The sequence below is a fragment of the Pantoea sp. MQR6 genome, from assembly GCF_022761075.1.
Taxonomy (GTDB): domain Bacteria; phylum Pseudomonadota; class Gammaproteobacteria; order Enterobacterales; family Enterobacteriaceae; genus Pantoea; species Pantoea phytostimulans.
Genome location: NZ_JAKYXB010000001.1, coordinates 2060616 through 2078196 on the forward strand (window position 1 = coordinate 2060616; position 17581 = coordinate 2078196).

The 17581-nt window shown below is 52.5% G+C and carries 18 protein-coding genes and 1 pseudogene; 8 read left to right on the top strand and 11 right to left on the bottom strand.

Annotation, left to right across the window (positions count from 1 at the left end; genetic code table 11):
- The first annotated feature begins 13 nt into the window (after nucleotides 1–13).
- Both dxs and MUG06_RS09700 read left to right on the top strand, forming a co-directional pair.
- Entirely contained in the window at nucleotides 14–1879 is a 1866-nt protein-coding gene (dxs, locus tag MUG06_RS09695) for a 1-deoxy-D-xylulose-5-phosphate synthase (RefSeq protein WP_243078415.1), read from the top strand.
- A 93-nt stretch (nucleotides 1880–1972) separates the two neighbouring features.
- Nucleotides 1973–2947 carry an aldo/keto reductase gene (locus tag MUG06_RS09700; protein ID WP_243078416.1) on the top strand — a complete coding sequence of 325 codons (975 nt, stop codon included), beginning with the start codon at nucleotides 1973–1975 and terminating at the stop codon, nucleotides 2945–2947.
- A gap of 79 nt (nucleotides 2948–3026) precedes the next feature.
- Here MUG06_RS09700 and pgpA read toward each other — a convergent pair whose 3' ends face one another.
- The 6 genes from pgpA to nrdR form a co-directional block, all read right to left on the bottom strand.
- Nucleotides 3027–3527, bottom strand: coding sequence for a phosphatidylglycerophosphatase A (gene pgpA, locus MUG06_RS09705; RefSeq protein ID WP_215847453.1), 501 nt, complete (start codon nucleotides 3525–3527; stop codon nucleotides 3027–3029).
- A complete protein-coding gene (gene thiL / locus MUG06_RS09710; RefSeq protein WP_215847454.1) occupies nucleotides 3514–4491 on the bottom strand; it encodes a thiamine-phosphate kinase in 978 nt (325 codons plus the stop codon). The genes pgpA and thiL overlap by 14 nt, the downstream gene beginning before the upstream one ends.
- Before the next feature lie 55 nt (nucleotides 4492–4546).
- Nucleotides 4547–4966 carry a transcription antitermination factor NusB gene (nusB, locus tag MUG06_RS09715; protein ID WP_215847455.1) on the bottom strand — a complete coding sequence of 140 codons (420 nt, stop codon included), beginning with the start codon at nucleotides 4964–4966 and terminating at the stop codon, nucleotides 4547–4549.
- A 19-nt stretch (nucleotides 4967–4985) separates the two neighbouring features.
- A complete protein-coding gene (gene ribE, locus MUG06_RS09720; protein ID WP_215847456.1) occupies nucleotides 4986–5456 on the bottom strand; it encodes a 6,7-dimethyl-8-ribityllumazine synthase in 471 nt (156 codons plus the stop codon).
- A 91-nt stretch (nucleotides 5457–5547) separates the two neighbouring features.
- A complete protein-coding gene (gene ribD / locus MUG06_RS09725) occupies nucleotides 5548–6651 on the bottom strand; it encodes a bifunctional diaminohydroxyphosphoribosylaminopyrimidine deaminase/5-amino-6-(5-phosphoribosylamino)uracil reductase RibD (protein WP_243078417.1) in 1104 nt (367 codons plus the stop codon).
- Between the two features lie 3 nt (nucleotides 6652–6654).
- Complete coding sequence (gene nrdR, locus MUG06_RS09730; protein WP_215848327.1) at nucleotides 6655–7104, bottom strand: transcriptional regulator NrdR; 450 nt, start codon at nucleotides 7102–7104, stop codon at nucleotides 6655–6657.
- 186 nt (nucleotides 7105–7290) lie between these two features.
- Between nrdR and lysM the strand changes: the two genes are divergently transcribed.
- Together lysM and MUG06_RS09740 are read left to right on the top strand one after the other, a co-directional pair.
- A complete protein-coding gene (lysM, locus tag MUG06_RS09735) occupies nucleotides 7291–7734 on the top strand; it encodes a peptidoglycan-binding protein LysM (RefSeq protein ID WP_215847458.1) in 444 nt (147 codons plus the stop codon).
- 16 nt (nucleotides 7735–7750) lie between these two features.
- Nucleotides 7751–8320, top strand: coding sequence for a DUF3251 domain-containing protein (locus MUG06_RS09740; RefSeq protein ID WP_243078418.1), 570 nt, complete (start codon nucleotides 7751–7753; stop codon nucleotides 8318–8320).
- A 54-nt stretch (nucleotides 8321–8374) separates the two neighbouring features.
- On the opposite strand, the gene secF is transcribed toward MUG06_RS09740, so the two are convergent.
- The 5 genes from secF to queA all read right to left on the bottom strand — a co-directional run bounded on the left by secF (nucleotide 8375) and on the right by queA (nucleotide 13946).
- Entirely contained in the window at nucleotides 8375–9343 is a 969-nt protein-coding gene (gene secF / locus MUG06_RS09745; protein ID WP_243078419.1) for a protein translocase subunit SecF, read from the bottom strand.
- A 10-nt stretch (nucleotides 9344–9353) separates the two neighbouring features.
- Complete coding sequence (gene secD, locus MUG06_RS09750; RefSeq protein ID WP_215847460.1) at nucleotides 9354–11201, bottom strand: protein translocase subunit SecD; 1848 nt, start codon at nucleotides 11199–11201, stop codon at nucleotides 9354–9356.
- 25 nt (nucleotides 11202–11226) lie between these two features.
- Nucleotides 11227–11559, bottom strand: coding sequence for a preprotein translocase subunit YajC (gene yajC, locus MUG06_RS09755; RefSeq protein WP_215847461.1), 333 nt, complete (start codon nucleotides 11557–11559; stop codon nucleotides 11227–11229).
- Entirely contained in the window at nucleotides 11559–12707 is a 1149-nt protein-coding gene (tgt, locus tag MUG06_RS09760) for a tRNA guanosine(34) transglycosylase Tgt (protein WP_215847462.1), read from the bottom strand. Before tgt ends, yajC begins: the two co-directional genes overlap by 1 nt.
- Before the next feature lie 168 nt (nucleotides 12708–12875).
- Nucleotides 12876–13946, bottom strand: coding sequence for a tRNA preQ1(34) S-adenosylmethionine ribosyltransferase-isomerase QueA (gene queA, locus MUG06_RS09765; RefSeq protein ID WP_215847463.1), 1071 nt, complete (start codon nucleotides 13944–13946; stop codon nucleotides 12876–12878).
- Between the two features lie 104 nt (nucleotides 13947–14050).
- Here queA and MUG06_RS09770 point away from each other — a divergent pair, with 104 nt between their 5' ends.
- From MUG06_RS09770 to MUG06_RS09785, 4 genes and pseudogenes are all read left to right on the top strand, one after another.
- Nucleotides 14051–14632 (top strand): ACP phosphodiesterase, encoded by a 582-nt coding sequence (locus MUG06_RS09770; RefSeq protein ID WP_215847464.1) that lies wholly within the window; start codon nucleotides 14051–14053, stop codon nucleotides 14630–14632.
- 85 nt (nucleotides 14633–14717) lie between these two features.
- Nucleotides 14718–15968 carry a mechanosensitive ion channel family protein gene (locus MUG06_RS09775; protein ID WP_243078420.1) on the top strand — a complete coding sequence of 417 codons (1251 nt, stop codon included), beginning with the start codon at nucleotides 14718–14720 and terminating at the stop codon, nucleotides 15966–15968.
- A gap of 186 nt (nucleotides 15969–16154) precedes the next feature.
- Nucleotides 16155–16967 (top strand): inositol monophosphatase, encoded by an 813-nt coding sequence (locus tag MUG06_RS09780; protein ID WP_215847466.1) that lies wholly within the window; start codon nucleotides 16155–16157, stop codon nucleotides 16965–16967.
- Between the two features lie 82 nt (nucleotides 16968–17049).
- Nucleotides 17050–17349: pseudogene (locus MUG06_RS09785) on the top strand (histidine-type phosphatase); the annotation flags it as partial.
- Nucleotides 17350–17581 lie beyond the last annotated feature (232 nt).

The window sequence follows — 17581 nt, forward strand, 5'->3', positions numbered from 1 at the left end:
TAATGAGTCTCTGATGAGTTTTGATATTGCTAAATACCCGACACTGGCGCTAGCGGACACGGTTCAAGAGCTACGCGCTCTGCCGAAAGAGAAATTGCCTGCGCTGTGTGATGAACTGCGTCAGTATCTGTTAGACAGCGTCAGCCGCTCCAGTGGCCACTTCGCTTCAGGTTTGGGCGTCGTCGAGCTGACGGTGGCGCTGCATTACGTCTATAACACGCCGTTTGATCATCTGGTGTGGGATGTAGGACATCAAGCCTATCCACACAAAATTCTGACCGGTCGCCGCGATCGTATTGGCACTATTCGTCAGAAAAATGGCGTGCACCCTTTTCCATGGCGCGGCGAGAGCGAATATGACGTGCTGAGCGTGGGCCACTCGTCTACCTCAATCAGCGCCGGTCTTGGCATGGCTGCTGCAGCCGAGCGAGAAGGCAAAGGTCGCCGCACCGCCTGCATTATCGGTGATGGCGCGATCACCGCAGGCATGGCTTTCGAAGCCATGAACCACGCAGGTGATATCAAGCCGGACATGCTGGTGATCCTTAACGACAACGAAATGTCGATCTCTGAAAACGTTGGTGCATTAAATAATCGCCTGGCGCAAATTCTTTCGGGTAAAACCTATGCGCGCCTGCGCGAAGGTGGAAAGCGCGTTTTAACCGGCCTGCCGCCCATCAAAGAGTTGGTAAGACGTACCGAAGAGCATCTGAAAGGCATGGTGGTACCGGGCACGCTGTTTGAAGAGTTGGGCTTTAACTATATTGGCCCGGTTGATGGCCACGATGTGCTAACCCTGGTGAATACGCTATCCAACATGCGCAGCCTGAAAGGGCCGCAGTTCCTGCACATCATGACCAAGAAAGGCAAAGGCTATGCGCCTGCCGAAGAAGATCCGATTACCTGGCATGCGGTACCTAAATTTGATCTGGCAAACGGCGCACTGCCGAAGAGTGCTGAGGGCTTACCGAGCTACTCAAAAATCTTTGGTAACTGGCTGTGTGAAATGGCGGCTGACGATCCAAAATTGATGGCGATCACGCCCGCTATGCGTGAAGGTTCGGGCATGGTGGGCTTCTCACGTGAATACCCAAATCAATACTTTGACGTAGCAATTGCTGAGCAGCATGCCGTGACGTTCGCAGCAGGTATGGCCATCGGCGGCTATAAGCCGATCGTCGCCATTTACTCCACTTTTTTGCAGCGCGCCTATGATCAGGTGATTCACGATGTGGCTATCCAGAAATTACCGGTGCTGTTTGCTATCGATCGCGGCGGCATTGTCGGTGCCGACGGACAAACGCATCAGGGCGCCTTTGACCTCGCCTATCTGCGCTGCGTCCCTGATATGGTGATCATGACGCCAAGCGATGAGAATGAGTGCCGCCAGATGCTCTATACCGGTTATCACTATCAGGATGGCCCGAGCGCGGTGCGCTACCCACGCGGGACGGGTGTAGGCACCGAATTAACACCGCTGAAAAGTTTGCCGCTCGGCAAAGGTGTTATCAAGCGTGAAGGCGAACAACTCGCCATCCTAAACTTTGGTACCTTGCTGCCTGAAGCTGCTGCTACCGCTGAGGCGCTCAACGCAACGTTGGTGGATATGCGCTTCGTGAAGCCGCTGGATGAAGCCTTAATTACAGAGCTGGCAGGTAAATACGAGGCATTGATTACGCTGGAAGAAGGCGCAATCAAAGGCGGCGCGGGCAGCGGCGTCAATGAGTACGTCATGGCTAAACGTCTGCGTGTACCGGTGTTGAATCTTGGCCTGCCTGATGAATTTATCCCGCAGGGTACGCAGGACGAAGTCCGTCACGATTACCAACTGGATGCAGAAGGTATCCAGCAGCAAATTGAGGCTTGGCTCGCACAGTAATCCCCTCACCTTTCGCTCCCCAACCGGGGGGCGAAACGCCTGCTATGCTTTATGATTCCCTCGAATCATCAGCGACTTTGCGCAGGAGCCATCATGAAAACCATCCAACTGGGTACCACCGATCTGCAGGTTTCGCGTCTTTGTCTGGGTTGCATGACCTTTGGTGAGCCGGATCGCGGCAAACACGCCTGGACGTTGCCAGAAGAGAGTAGCCGCCCGTTAATTCAGCAAGCGTTAGAGGCAGGAATTAATTTTTTCGATACTGCCAACAGCTATTCTGACGGCAGCAGTGAAGAGATCGTCGGCCGCGCTTTAAAAGCGTTTGCCCGCCGCGAAGAGATCGTGGTCGCGACGAAAGTCTATTTTCCAATGAGTAATTTATCCCAAGGCTTGTCGCGCAAAAATATTCTGCAATCCATTGATGACAGCTTGAATCGTCTCGGCATGGACTATGTGGACCTACTGCAAATTCACCGCTGGGATTATGAAACGCCGCTGGAAGAGACGCTTGAGGCGTTAAATGATGTGGTGAAAGCCGGTAAAGCGCGTTACATCGGCGCATCTTCAATGCATGCCAATCAGTTTGCACAAGCGCTTGAGACGCAGGAACGCCATAGCTGGGCGCGTTTCGTTAGCATGCAGGATCAATATAATTTGATTCAGCGTGAAGAAGAAAATGAAATGCATCCATTATGTCTGGATAAAAACATTGCGGTGTTGCCGTGGAGCCCGCTGGCTCGCGGCAAGCTGACGCGTCCGTGGGGTGAAACCACAGCGCGATCGGTTTCTGATGAAGTGAGTAAAACGCTGTACAGCGCAACGGAAGAGAACGATGCTGAAATCGCGAAGCGGGTTGAAACCATTGCAGCGGATAAAGGCGTGAGTCGTGCGCAAGTTGCGCTGGCGTGGCTGTTGCATAAACCCGCCGTAACGGCACCGATTATTGGTGCATCACGTGCGCAGCAGTTGGAAGATTTGGTCAAAGCAGTGGATGTTGAGCTCGATTCAACCGACATTGCTGAGCTTGAAAGTGTTTATCAGCCGCATCCGGCGGTGGGATTTGAGTAACAGCGACCTCAATCTCAATGATTAAGCGGTGTCCAGCACATCGGAGAATTCCCTCTCCTTTCGGAGAGGGAATGCGTCATTAAACAGCCAGCCAGTAATGGCCGACGCCAAACAATATCGCGGCTGAAATGACCCCAGCGATAATGTCATCGACCATAATGCCCATGCCGCCGTGTACATTGCGATCAAACCAGCGAATCGGCCAGGGTTTCCAAATATCGAAAATGCGGAACACGATAAAACCCGCTAAAACCCATTCCCAGCTGTTTACCGGAATGGCCATCAACGTAATCCACATGCCGATAAACTCATCCCATACAATGCTGCCATGGTCGTGAACGCCCATATCTTTGGCTGTGCGGTGACAGAGATAAACACCGACACTGATTCCTAATAACACCACCAGTGAATAGATATCCTGTGGCAGATAGGTCATCAGAAACCAGAAAGGAATCGCAGCGACCGATCCCACCGTTCCTGGCATATAAGGGCTTAATCCACTGCCAAAACCCGTGGCTAACAGGTGCCATGGATTGCTCATCCGCAAACGGCTTTTTGCTACGTCTTTATCGAGCGTCAAAATGGTCAAATCCTTTATGACTGAATTTCGCTGGCTTGCCGTTATCCAGCAGCGTTAAACCTTCTGATTCTGGCGCAATCTGACCGATGCAGGTAAAAGGTACGCCAAGATGGCCGAGCGCCACATCCAGCGCCCCGCGATGCACTTCCGGCACGGTAAAGCAAAGTTCATAATCTTCACCACCGCTTAATGCCCAGCGTAAAACTTCTTCCGGCTCAAAATGATCGCGCAGCGCAGGCGACAAAGGCAATGCGTCCAGATTGATGCGTGCACCGCAGCCGCTGGCTTTTAAAACGTGGCCGAGATCGGAGATCAAACCATCAGAGAGATCGATAGCCGATGATGCCAAAGAACGCAGCGCCTGTCCTTGCAGGATGCGCGGCATTGGGCGCAAGTGACGCTTAATGAGCGCTTCATGAACCGCCGGATCGTTGATACGTTTACGATGCTGTAACAACGCCAGTCCCGCCGCACTGTCGCCCAAGGTGCCGGTAACGAAAATCCAGTCGCCAGGTTTAGCGCCGGAACGTTTCAAGGCGCGGCCTTGCGGCACCAGACCATGAATACCCAGCGTCAGGCTAAGTGGTCCGCGCGTGGTGTCGCCGCCCACAAGCTGCATATCGTAATATTCCAGCAGCTCAAACAGGCTTTCACTGAATGCCGCCAGCCAGGTTTCGTCGACTTCAGGCAAGGTCATTGCCAGCGTCAGCCAGGCGGGATCCGCACCCATTGCGGCGAGATCGCTGAGGTTAACGGCCAGCGCTTTGTAGCCTAAATCTGCGGGATGGATATCACGAAGGAAGTGTATGCCAGCCACCAACGTATCGGTGCTGATCGCCAGCGTCTGTTTTTCTGGCACGCTCAGAAGCGCACAATCATCACCAATGCCGGTTTCGACATCACGGCGGCTGCGCGTTCTGCGATTGAAGTAGCGTGCGATGAGTTCAAATTCACCACAAGACATAGTTGCGTTCCGCTTAACCAATAATGAAAAAAGGCCGGCAAGCCGGCCTTTTTATTTACTTACGATTGGGTCGAATCTGTGGACCCGCTTTATCCAGCACGCCGTTGACAAACTTGTGGCTGTCTTCTGCGCCAAACACTTTCGCCAGCTCAATACCTTCATTGATGGCTACTTTATAAGGCACATCAGCACGCTTGCTCAATTCATACAGCGAGATGCGCAGCACAGCTCTTTCTACCTGGCCCAGCTCTTCCAGCTGACGCGACAGGTAAGGTTTCATCAGACCATCCAGATACGCGCTGTTGGTCGCCACACCGGACAGCAGTTCGCGGAAATAAGAAATATCGACGTCTTTGACGTCTTGTTCCGCCAGAAACTGGTATTCCACATCGGCAATGTCGTTGTTAGACAACTGCCAGGAGTAAAGCGCCTGGACAGCGCACTCACGGGCGCGACGACGAGCAGCAGGTTTCACAAAATTCCCCTTACAAAAATCAGGCTTTGATGGCTTTCAATACGTTAATCATTTCGAGCGCGGTCAAGGCTGCTTCTGCACCCTTATTACCGGCTTTGGTACCAGCACGCTCAATGGCCTGCTCGATATTTTCGGTGGTCAGCACGCCGAACGCGACAGGAATCTCGCTGTTCATTGCAACGCTGGCGATACCGGAGCTGGCTTCACCTGCAACATATTCGAAATGTGCAGTGCCACCACGAATGACAGTGCCCAAGGCGATCACGGCATCATATTTGCCTGTTTTCGTCAACGCACGTGCTGCCAGTGGCAGTTCATAAGCGCCGGGAACCCAAACAACGGTGATGTTCTCATCTTTGACCTGACCGATACGCTTCAGAGCGTCGATCGCGCCATCCAGCAGGCTGTCATTAATGAAGTTGTTAAAACGCGCGATAACGATGGCAACATTGGCCTCAGGCGTAGCAACAGCAGCTTCGATAACTTTCATACTTATCCTTTCAGGGGGTTTGTTTGGCCCCGCGCAGGGGGGCGGATTCTATCATACTCTTCGGCGGCTTGCTCTCGCTTTTCCGCCTGCATTATTGCGGTGTCAAGGTCAGACGCAAATCCGTGCCGACCTGACGGACATCGCTGAATGAAAAGCTTGGTGCATCAGCAAGTTGCTGTAAACCGGGCAGCTGACACAAGCCGCGTCCCTCATCACCTAAAAGCTTAGGCGCGACATACACAATCAACTCATCAACCAAGCCAATTTGCAGCAGCGCACCGGCCAGGGACGCGCCGGCTTCAACCCAAACGCTGTTAATCTGTCGCTTGCCAAGCAGCATCATCATGGCGACCAGATCCAACTGCTGTTCACGCAGCGGCACGCCAATTTGCGTGACGCCTTCGGGCCAGGTTTGCTGATCGGCCGTTTGGCGCATCAGCCACGTTTCGCCCGGCTGCGTAATCAACTTGTGGTGCGGTGTAACGCGATTTTGACTATCCACGATCACGCGTATCGGCTGACGTAGTGTACTTTCATCCAGTAATGACTGGGTATCTGCATTCAGTTCTGACCAACGCACCGTCAGTGACGGATCATCCGCTAACACGGTGGCGCTGCTGCTGAGAATAGCGGAGCTTTGCGCTCGCAGTCTTTGCACATCGCGCCTTGCTGCGGCAGACGTAATCCATTGGCTTTCACCGCTCGCCATCGCGGTGCGGCCATCCAGCGAAGCGCCTAATTTGAGTTGCACCCACGGAAAACCGGTGCGCATGCGTTTCAGGAAACCGCGATTGAGCGCTTCGGCTTCGCTCATCATCAGACCGTGGCTGACGTCAATTCCCGCCTGGCTCAAGCGATGTAAACCGCGCCCTGCCACCTGCGGATTCGGATCTTGCATCGCTGCCACCACGCGGCTGACGCCTGCGGCAATCAGCGCATCGCAACAAGGTGGCGTACGGCCATGATGGCTGCAAGGTTCTAGCGTGACGTAAGCTGTCGCGCCGCGAGCGCGATCACCGGCCATGCGCAACGCATGGACTTCAGCATGGGGTTCACCGGCTCGTTGATGCCAGCCTTCACCCACGACTTCACCATCACGGACAATAACGCACCCTACATTGGGATTCGGTGTCGTGGTAAAACGACCGCGCCGCGCCAGTTCCAGCGCACGCGCCATATAGCGTTCATCGGTCATGGTTTAATCCTGTAAGCGGGCGATCTCTTCGCCAAAATCACGAATATCCTCAAAACTGCGATACACCGAAGCAAAACGAATGTAGGCCACTTTATCGAGCTTTCTCAGCTCATCCATCACTAATGCGCCAATCATTTTGCTGGGGATTTCCCGTTCGCCAGTGGCACGCAGTTGGGTTTTGATATGGTTGACTGCACTCTCGACGGCATCAGCGCTAACGGGCCGTTTTTCCAGCGCCTTCATCATGCCGCTGCTGAGCTTGTCTTCATTAAAGGGTTCACGCACGTCGTTGCTTTTCACTACACGCGGCATGACCAATTCGGCCACTTCAAATGTGGTGAAACGCTCATGGCACACCAAACACTGACGACGGCGACGCACCGACGATCCTTCACTAACCAGACGAGAATCAATCACTTTGGTGTCCACAGCGGAGCAGAATGGGCAATGCATGACGTTACCTGACGCGAGATAAATGGGCCATACAGTGTAGCGCGAACTGCATTTCAACAAAATCTATTCCCGTGCCTTTCCATCGCCTGGCTCACAGCCAGACAACGCGTGCACCTTAGTTATTGAAAAACCACTACGCTTATAAAGCTGCCTTGCAGCACAAGTCTACTAACAATCGGAGGTTTTATGGGTTTGTTTAATTTTGTGAAAGAGGCTGGTGAAAAGTTGTGGGATGCGGTGAGCGGCGGTCACGATGACGACCAAAACAAAAAACTTCAGGACCATATCAACAAATTAGGATTACCGGACAGCGATAAAGTCAATGTGCAGGTCAATGGCGATACCGTTACCGTAACCGGTGATGGCATTACTCAGGAGCTGAAAGAAAAAATCCTGGTAGCAGCCGGAAACGTAGCGGGTATCACCAAAGTTGAAGATAAGGTTACCGTAAGCGACAGCGCACCTGAAGCGGAGCTTTATACCGTGAAGAAAGGTGACACCTTGAGCGCGATTTCCAAACAGGTTTACGGAAATCCTAATGAATACAACAAGATTTTCGAAGCGAACAAGCCAATGCTGTCGCATCCTGATAAGATCTATCCAGGCCAGGTTTTACGAATTCCGAAATAACTGACAAGGATAAATTATGATCAGGACGGTTTGGGCGCCGATGGCGATGTCACTGGTATTTCTCAGCGGCTGTAGCAGCACGCCTTCTACGCCTAAAGTGAATAAGCTGCATCAGGAAGTGAGCCAGCTCAATCAGCAGATGCAGCATTTGACCTCACAGGCCAGCGCGCTGGAAATTCAGGGGCAACTCAATAGCCACTCACAGCAAGGCGCATGGTTAGTTCCGCAAGCGAATACGCCGGTAGAACTCCAGACGCAGCTCGGTACGCTCCGCTTGTCGCTGTCTCGGGTTGAAGGTGAAGCGAATGGTTCACGCGCGAATCTGAACATCCGTGCCACCGGCGATCAGCCGATCCCCGCTCTGCGCGCCACGGTTGTCTGGGGTGAATTGGATCCGGCTAGCGGAAAACCGCTCAACGCTGACAGCCTTAATCAAACCATTGACGTGCCAGCCGCGCTGTTGCCGCAAACGTCGGTTAGCGTGCCATTGCGTTTGAGTGGGATAACGCCTGATCAACTGGGTTATATCCGCGTACACGATGTGGTGGGAGAAAGCGCCGCCCCAACCGTCTCTGCTGCGCAGTAAGCGCAAAAAAAATGGGCTGCCAGTTGGCAGCCCATTTCATTTTATTTGCCAGAATTACGGCAGAATTGAAGGCTGATCGGCGCCCTCTTTCTCTACTTTCTGTACCAGCATATGTTCGCGTTTCATGCCCAGCTTCAACGCCAGCGCTGAAGAGACATAAATCGACGAAACGGTACCAATCGTCACACCGATCAACATGGTCAGCGAGAAGCCTTTCAGCAACGCACCACCAAAGATGAACAGGATCAGGATCATCGCCAGCGTCGTCAGCGAGGTGATCAAGGTACGGCTCAGCGTTTGGGTCAGCGACACGTTAGTGATGTCGTAAGAAGAGCCGCGACGAATTTTGCGGAAGTTCTCACGGATACGGTCAGAAACCACGATTTTATCGTTGAGTGAGTAACCAATTACCGACATCAGCGACGCGACAATGGTCAGGTCGATTTCGATGTGGAACAGCGCCAGCAGGCCGCAGGTAATGATCACGTCATGCGCCAGCGCTAGCACGGTGCCCAGCGCCAAACGCCACTCAAAGCGAATACCGATATAGATCAGAATCGCGATCAGGGCCGAAAGCAGCGCCATCGCACCCGCTTGCGCTAAATCGCTACCCACACTTGGGCCAACGAATTCGATACGCTTCACGGTGGCGCTTTGCTGCGTGGTTTGGTTGATTACCGAGACCACTTTGTTACCTAACTCAGTGCCCGCCGGGCCTGAAACGGGCGCCATACGCACCATCACGTCACGGCTGCTACCGAAGTTCTGCACCAGCGGCTCATCAAAGCTCGCTTTCACCAAATCGCCACGCAGCACCTCGAGATCGGCGGGTTTCTCAAGGCTGATCTCAATAACCGTACCGCCGGTAAAATCGAGACCCCAGTTGAAACCACGCACGCCGACAATGGCAATCGCGGCAACAATCAGTAGCCCCGAAATGATGAAGGCCAGCGTATCCCAGCGCATAAAGTCAACGACTTTACGGCCGTGGTTCAACTGCTCAATAGAATAATCCTGTGCCACAACGCACTCCTCAAATAGACAGCTTGTTGATGCGTTTGCCACCGTAAACCAGGTTAACAATGGCACGGGTTCCAACAATCGCGGTGAACATGGAGGTGGCAATACCAATTGCTGTGGTAATTGCAAAACCTTTGATCGAACCGGTACCGACCGCGTAAAGAATGATAACTTTGATCAGCGTCGTTACGTTGGCATCGACAATACTTGAGAAGGCGCCTTTATAACCTTCATGAATTGCCTGCTGAACGGAACGCCCATTACGCAGCTCTTCTTTAATACGTTCGTTTATCAGAACGTTGGCATCAACGGCCACCGCCAGCGTCAACACGATACCGGCAATGCCTGGCATGGTTAACGTTGCACCCGGCAACAGCGACATAATGCCGACAATCAACACCAGGTTAACCAACAGTGCGCTGGTCGCAATCAAGCCGAATTTCTTGTAGAACACCACCATAAACAGAATGGAGGCAAGCAGGCCCCACAAGCAGGCTTCCAGACCTTGGGTAATATTTTGCTGACCCATGGTTGGACCGATAGTGCGCTCTTCAACAATCTGAATCGGCGCGATCAACGCACCGGCGCGCAGCAGCAGCGAGAGCTGACGTGCTTCGTTCGGGTTGTTGATACCCGTGATACGGAAGCTATTACCCAAGCGAGACTGGATATTAGCGACGTTAATCACCTCTTCCTGCTTCACCAGAATGGAACGCCCGTTTGCATCTTTTCTGCCGCTGTCTTTGTACTCCACGAACAAGGTCGCCATCGGTTTACCGATGTTGTCCTTGGTGAAGTTGGACATGATGTTACCGCCCGCGCCATCCAGTGAAATATTCACCTGAGGCTGGTTGTATTCATCCATGCTCGACGTCGAATCAGTGATGTGGTCACCCGTAAGAATCACGCGCTTGTACAGCACAACTGGCTGGCCATCACGCATGTCTTTAACTTCTGAATCACCCGGTACACGTCCGCTAGCCGCCGCACTTGGATCCACGCTGGTGTTCACTACGCGGAATTCCAGCGTTGCGGTTGCACCCAAAATTTCTTTGGCTCGCGCAGTGTCCTGAATACCTGGCAGCTCAACCACGATGCGATCAGAACCTTGACGCTGTACCAGCGGCTCGGCAACACCCAGTTGGTTCACACGATTACGCAGGATAGTAATGTTCTGCTGAACAGCATATTCACGGGCTTCGCTGAGACGTGCATCGCTCATGGTGGCGCGCAATGAATCCGCCCCGCTGCTGTTGATCACCAGATCCTGATGACGTGAGCTTAACCAAGAGACGGCAGCATCGCGGCTTGCCGCGTCGCGGAAACGAATTTCCACACCGTAATTAGCGATTTTATTGACAGTAGTATAAGGAATGTTTTTTGTGCGCAGGTCGCTACGCAGCGTGTCGGCGTTCTGCTCTTGCAGTTTGCCTAATGCGGTATCCATATCCACTTCCATCAGGAAGTGCACGCCACCGCGCAGATCAAGGCCAAGTTTCATGGGCTCTGCTGAAAGCAGAGAGAGCCAACGTGGCGTAGCAGGGGCAAGGTTTAACGCAACAACATAGTTCTCGCCAAGCGCTTTCAGGATGGTTTCACGGGCGCGTAACTGCACGTCAGTGTTAGCAAAGCGTGCCGTGATAGCGCCATTTTCCAGCGCAACGGATTTGCTCTGAATATTATCTTGTTTTAATGCGGACTGAATCTGATCCAACGTTTGCTCACTGGCGGCGCTTCCGCGCGCACCAGTGATTTGAACGGCCGGATCCTCACCATACAGGTTGGGAAGTGCGTATAGCAGGCCGACAGCAATGACGACGACCAGCATGATGTACTTCCACAAAGGATAACGATTTAACACGGCAGTTCCCTTAGGGAAATAAAAATTACAGCGCCTTCATAGTACCTTTCGGCAGGACGGCAGCCACGAAATCACGTTTAACAACCACTTCATTCGTTTCATTCAACGCGATAGAAACGTAACCGGTTTCTGATACTTTCGTCACGCGGCCCACTAAACCACCGCTAGTCAGTACTTCATCACCCTTAGAGATAGAATCCATCAGCTTCTTGTGCTCTTTTGCACGTTTCTGCTGAGGACGCAGGATCATGAAATAGAAAATCAGGCCAAATACCACCAGCATGATCACCAGAGAATACGGACTTCCCTGAGACGGTGCGCCTGCTGCGGCCACGGCGTCAGAAATGAAAAAGCTCATTAAATTTCCCTCATTGATGAATTGTCAGACGTTAAAGGCGGAACTTCTTTGCCCGTCCGTTGGTAGAACTCGTTAACAAAGCGCTCTAATTTACCCTCTTCGATGGCTTGGCGTAAACCCGCCATCAGGCGCTGGTAATAGCGCAGATTGTGAATAGTATTCAGTCGCGCGCCCAGTATTTCGTTACAACGATCGAGATGATGCAAGTACGCACGGCTGTAATTGCGACAAGTGTAACAATCACACTCTGCATCCAGTGGCGAAACATCATCTTTGTGCTTGGCATTACGAATTTTTACCACGCCGTCGGTCACAAACAGATGACCATTACGCGCATTACGCGTTGGCATGACGCAATCGAACATATCGACACCGCGACGAACGCCTTCCACCAAATCTTCAGGCTTGCCGACGCCCATCAAATAACGCGGCTTATCGTGCGGAATTTGCGGACAAACGTGCTCAAGAATACGGTGCATGTCCTCTTTAGGCTCACCCACCGCCAGGCCGCCCACAGCGTACCCATCAAAGCCAATCTCTACCAGACCTTTCACCGAGACATCTCGTAAATCTTCGTAAACAGATCCCTGAATAATGCCAAACAGCGCATTTTTATTACCCAGGCTGTCGAAGCGGTCGCGGCTGCGTTTTGCCCAGCGCAAAGACATTTCCATTGAACGCTTGGCGTAGTCCCAATCAGCAGGATATGGCGTACATTCATCAAAGATCATCACGACATCAGAACCAAGGTCATGTTGAATCTCCATCGATTTTTCAGGATCGAGGAAAATTGCATCGCCATTGATCGGGTTGCGGAAATGAACACCCGCTTCCGTGATTTTACGGATGTCGCCAAGGCTAAAGACCTGGAACCCGCCGGAATCGGTCAGGATTGGGCCTTTCCACTGCATAAAATCGTGCAGATCGCCATGCAGTTTCATGATCTCCTGACCCGGACGCAGCCAGAGATGGAAGGTATTGCCCAGAATGATCTGAGCGCCGGTTTCTTGCACTTCTTCCGGCGTCATTCCTTTTACTGTGCCGTAAGTCCCGACTGGCATAAACGCCGGGGTTTCTACCACACCGCGATCAAAAATCAGACGGCCACGGCGCGCGCGCCCGTCTGTGGTATCAAGTTCAAATTTCACAAAGCCTCCATCGGAGAAACAGTCCGATGCTTATAACCGTCATACTTCAAACTGCCTGCGCGTTGGCTGCTCTTGTCCACCCGAATCACTGACCAGAGTAAGCTCATTGGGATGAACGCGTTTGCCGCTTTCAGGCAATTCGAATTATTTAGGTTATCGCTAATATAATCAGGCGCCGACGATCTCTTGCGGTGCCTGCGGGTTTTTGCTGATAAACATCGCATCGCCATAACTGAAGAAACGATATTGCTCAGCCACAGCAGCTTGATACGCTGCCATGGTGTGCTGATAGCCGGCAAAGGCCGAAACCAGCATAATCAGGGTCGATTCGGGCAGATGGAAATTGGTGATCAACGCGTCGATCACCTGATAGTGATAGCCCGGATAGATAAAAATTTGGGTGTCGTCAAAGAAAGGGGCAATCAATGCCTCCTGGCTGGCTTTCGCCGCACTCTCCAACGAACGCACTGAAGTCGTGCCTACCGCCACAACTCTATTGCCGCGCGCTTTACACGCCAGCACCGCATCTACCACTTCTTGCGGTACTTCGGCGTATTCGGCGTGCATATGATGCTCTTCAATAGTTTCAACGCGCACCGGCTGGAAGGTTCCCGCGCCGACATGTAACGTAACGAAAGCCATTTCAACGCCCTTCTCTTTCAGCGCCTGAAGCAGCGGTTCGTCAAAATGCAAACCGGCGGTTGGCGCTGCTACCGCACCCGGACGTTCGCTGTAAACCGTTTGATAAAGTTCACGGTCTGCCTCTTCATCAGGACGATCGATATAAGGCGGCAGCGGCATATGCCCGACGCTGTTAAGAATGTCCAGCACGGCGCGGTCATCTTCAAAGACGATCTCAAACAGCGCATCATGGCGTGCCACCATAGTGGCTTTTACGCTTTCGTCATCGCCCAGCAGCAACTCTGCGCCCGGTTTAGGCGCTTTTGAGGCGCGTACATGTGCCAGCACGCGCTTGTCGTCGAGCATGCGCTCTACCAGCATTTCGATTTTGCCCCCGCTGGCTTTGCGACCAAAGACACGTGCAGGAATCACGCGGGTATTGTTGAATACCAGCAGATCACCGGGGTTGAGCTTATCCAGCACATCCGTAAATACGCCGTGCGTTAGTGCGCCACTTTGGCCATCCAGCGACAGCAAACGGCAACCGCTGCGCTGCGCCTGCGGGTAATGGGCGATAAGAGATTCGGGCAATTCAAAAGCAAAATCGGCGACACGCATGCAAGACTTCTTTCTCAGGCAAAAACAGGCGGCACAGTTTAGCGGAAAATCGACCAATTCTGAACAACTGGCTGCGCAAAGGCAGTTCAGCCTATAATGCGCCCATGAACTTTCTTGCTCATCTTCACCTCGCCCAGCTCGCCGACAGCTCGTTACTCGGCAATCTGATGGCTGATTTCGTTCGCGGAAACCCGCATCAGCACTGGCCAACGCCGGTCGCTGACGGCATTCTTATGCACCGTCGTCTAGACGTCATGACCGATTCGCTGCCAGAAGTCCGTGAAGCGCGTCAGCTGTTTCGCCCCGAAACCTATCGCGTTGCGCCAATTACTCTGGACGTGATTTGGGATCATTTTCTGGCGCGTCACTGGACCACGTTTCATACCACGCTGTCGCTGGCGCAATTTTCTGCCATCGCAGAAAAAGAGATTATGCCGCAGCTGGCGTCCACGCCTGATGAGTTTAAATCGCTGAACGCCGTAATGTGGCGTGAACGCTGGTTTGAGCATTATGCGCAGCCCGCAAGGCTTGAACGCGTGCTGCATGGCATGGCGAGCCGGCGTCCACGCTTAGCTGCCCTGCGCGACTCCTATCAGGATTTTGTCGATCACTATCCGGCGCTAGAGAAACTTTTCTTTCAGTTTTATCCGCGCCTGATGGCGCTGGCACACCAGCGGCAACTTTAGAATTCGAGACCAATCCGTATAACGTTCCTGGGCTGAGCACCGTAATCTCTGCGGCGACTTTATTTGCGCTTCACCAGGGAAAATCATGCAGCAACATATTATCAGCTGGCTCAAAGAAGCTGGCCTCCAGCATTACACCGATACCGTCGCACTGTTAATTGTGCTGGCGACAATTATTCTTATCTCTGTTATTACCCACGTCATCCTTCATCGCACGCTGATGCCGTTGCTACGTAACCATGCTGAAAAAAGCAGCCGCCAGTGGCCAAAAGCCATGATTCATAATCGCCTGTTCAGCCGTTTTGTCTGGCTGATGCAAGGCGTGTTATTCAAACTGCAAACTGAACTCTTCTTGCATAACAGCGAGCAGGTTTACACCGCCATTATTGTGGTGGCACAAGTCTGGATGATGATTTTTGCGCTGCTGATGTTCTTCTCGCTGGTGGATATTTTGCAGCAGTTAAGCAGCAACAGCGCGCTAGCGCAGCAGATTCCCGTACGCGGCATTATTCAAACTCTGAAGCTTATCGCCGCTATTTTGATGATTATCATGGTAATTTCGCTGCTGTTAGGCAAATCGCCGGGCGTGCTAATCACGGGTTTAGGTGCCATGACCGCGGTGCTGATGCTGGTGTTTAAAGATCCGATTCTGGGATTAGTGGCGGGCATCCAGCTCTCTGCGAATAACATGCTGAAGCTGAATGACTGGCTGGAGATGCCGAAATATGGTGCTGACGGTGCCGTTATCGACATTAGCCTGACCACGGTGAAAGTGCGTAACTGGGATAACACCATTGTTACCATTCCAACCTACGCGTTGATTTCTGATTCGTTCAAAAACTGGCGCGGTATGTCAGAATCAGGCGGACGCCGCATCAAGCGCAGCATTCACATTGATACCACCAGCATCCGCTTTCTCGAGCAGGATGATGTGCAATCGCTGAAAAGCGCGCTTCTGTTGTCACCTTATCTGGAAAGTAAAACGCAGGAATTGATTTCCTATAACGCACAGCTAGGTTGCGATCTCACCTCGCCACTGAATGGTCGTCGTCTGACGAATGTTGGCACTTTCCGAGTCTGGCTTGAAAGCTGGTTGAAAACGCATCCGCAAATTCATAAAGGCATGACGCTAATGGTGCGCCAGCTGGCACCAGGCCAGGACGGTTTGCCGGTGGAAATTTATGTTTTTACCAACACCACGATTTGGCAAGAGTATGAAAATATTCAGTCAGATATTTTTGACCATGTTTTCGCTGTGCTGCCGACCTTCGGTCTGCGCGTTCATCAGGCGCCAACCGGCAATGATATGCGTATGATTGGTAAAGCTAACGCTTAATTGCCTTCTCGAAAAAGTCCGTATGCGGTAAAAAGCGTGCGGACGCACTTCTCCCCTTCTTGCCATCGGTGGCTATCTGCGGCTTAATGAAGCCTTTCTTAACTTTTGTTAAGTCGATCACACAGCCAGACCGCCTGCTCAGGCGTTTCTTCCGTTCGATATGTCTCAAAATCATAAGAGGGAAAGATGTCATCCGCTTCGACTTCTGAAACAGACGCGCGCTACCGTTATGCCTGCGAAATTGCCCGTGCGGCTGCCAGCCGTGCTTATTCCTGGTATCAACAGCGCCAAAAATTAGTGGTGGAACACAAGAGGGATCTCCAGGACGTCGTCAGCGAAGCCGACCGCAACGTGGAAGACCTGATCAAAACGCTGATCGCTGAACGTTACCCGGACGACGCGGTGATCGGCGAAGAAAGTGGCGGTAATACGCAAGGTGCCACCTATGTTTGGGTGGTTGATCCCATTGATGGTACCGCCTGTTTCATTAATGGGCTGCATAACTGGTGCGTTTCGCTGGCCGTGTTATGCGAAGGCGAAGCGGTGATCGGTGTGGTGTGCGATCCCAATCATCAGGAGCTGTTTCATGCCCGTCAGGGACAAGGTGCATGGATGAATGAAACCCGGATTCATGCTCATAACGCCCAGCATTTAAATGAAGGTTTGCTCGGTTTAAGTAATTCCAGCCGCGTTCCCTCAGAAAGCGTCACCTCGCTGATTACGGGGTTAACCGCTCAGGGTGGAATGTTTATTCGCATCGGCTCTGGCGCTTTAACCAGTGCCTGGGCGGCTGCAGGACGGCTAATCGGCTATTACGAAGCGCACATGAATCCATGGGATAGCTTGCCAGGTATCGTTTTAATGCGTGAAGCAGGCGGTGTAACCAATGATTATTTGCGCAACGACGGGTTGAAAAAGGGTAATCCAGTATTGTTAGCCAATGCGGCTATTTATCAGCAAATCAAAGCATTGGTCGATAATAGCGCCCTGCTCGACTAAATACGCCAGGCAGGCACAGGCGCCTAAGATGGCTGCCCACTTTTTCCGCTGGCGAGCAGGGGTATTTTGCTCGCGGCGGCGGGTGACTCCCCCGCTACACGTAGAGGAACAGTATCAGTTAGAAAAAGAGGTAAAGCTGAGTCGTCATGGCGTTCGCCCTCCTATGCGGGGTAATCGCCAGGACACAGAAGCGGCCACGGCCCGGACGACGTGGAGTTTCGCCGACGGTGAATTATCCGGGCATGACTACAGCGCGGTGGTGAATAAAGGACACTGGCAAGGCGAACATTATCGTCATTTAGGGCTGCTCAGCACGGGCTGCCCAACGCCTGATGAGACATATGCGCCCGCCAGCTCACTTCAACGCACCCGCGCCATCGCATAATCATTGGTTGAGGATGCCTTTCCCGGCCACGGCGCAAATCACTCCGTTATTGCGGCTTCTCACAGCCAAAGACGACCTCAGTAATGACGTGTTATACACGGCGCAACGACACGGCATCAGACAAACTGTAGAATAACGCCGGCCAGTACGCTTTAACCTTATCAATTCAGCGCAGAGGCATTCTCTAAGGCGCTGTATTATAAATAAATATACCCCATTAATTACGATA

Bases quoted from the DNA above. Each gene is read 5' to 3' on its own strand.
- dxs (WP_243078415.1), top strand. From the start codon at position 14: ATGAGTTTTGATATTGCTAAATACCCGACACTGGCGCTAGCGGACACG.
- MUG06_RS09700 (WP_243078416.1), top strand. From the start codon at position 1,973: ATGAAAACCATCCAACTGGGTACCACCGATCTGCAGGTTTCGCGTCTT.
- thiL (WP_215847454.1), bottom strand. From the start codon at position 4,491: ATGTCTTGTGGTGAATTTGAACTCATCGCACGCTACTTCAATCGCAGA.
- ribE (WP_215847456.1), bottom strand. From the start codon at position 5,456: ATGAAAGTTATCGAAGCTGCTGTTGCTACGCCTGAGGCCAATGTTGCC.
- ribD (WP_243078417.1), bottom strand. From the start codon at position 6,651: ATGACCGATGAACGCTATATGGCGCGTGCGCTGGAACTGGCGCGGCGC.
- nrdR (WP_215848327.1), bottom strand. From the start codon at position 7,104: ATGCATTGCCCATTCTGCTCCGCTGTGGACACCAAAGTGATTGATTCT.
- lysM (WP_215847458.1), top strand. From the start codon at position 7,291: ATGGGTTTGTTTAATTTTGTGAAAGAGGCTGGTGAAAAGTTGTGGGAT.
- MUG06_RS09740 (WP_243078418.1), top strand. From the start codon at position 7,751: ATGATCAGGACGGTTTGGGCGCCGATGGCGATGTCACTGGTATTTCTC.
- yajC (WP_215847461.1), bottom strand. From the start codon at position 11,559: ATGAGCTTTTTCATTTCTGACGCCGTGGCCGCAGCAGGCGCACCGTCT.
- queA (WP_215847463.1), bottom strand. From the start codon at position 13,946: ATGCGTGTCGCCGATTTTGCTTTTGAATTGCCCGAATCTCTTATCGCC.
- MUG06_RS09770 (WP_215847464.1), top strand. From the start codon at position 14,051: ATGAACTTTCTTGCTCATCTTCACCTCGCCCAGCTCGCCGACAGCTCG.
- MUG06_RS09775 (WP_243078420.1), top strand. From the start codon at position 14,718: ATGCAGCAACATATTATCAGCTGGCTCAAAGAAGCTGGCCTCCAGCAT.
- MUG06_RS09780 (WP_215847466.1), top strand. From the start codon at position 16,155: ATGTCATCCGCTTCGACTTCTGAAACAGACGCGCGCTACCGTTATGCC.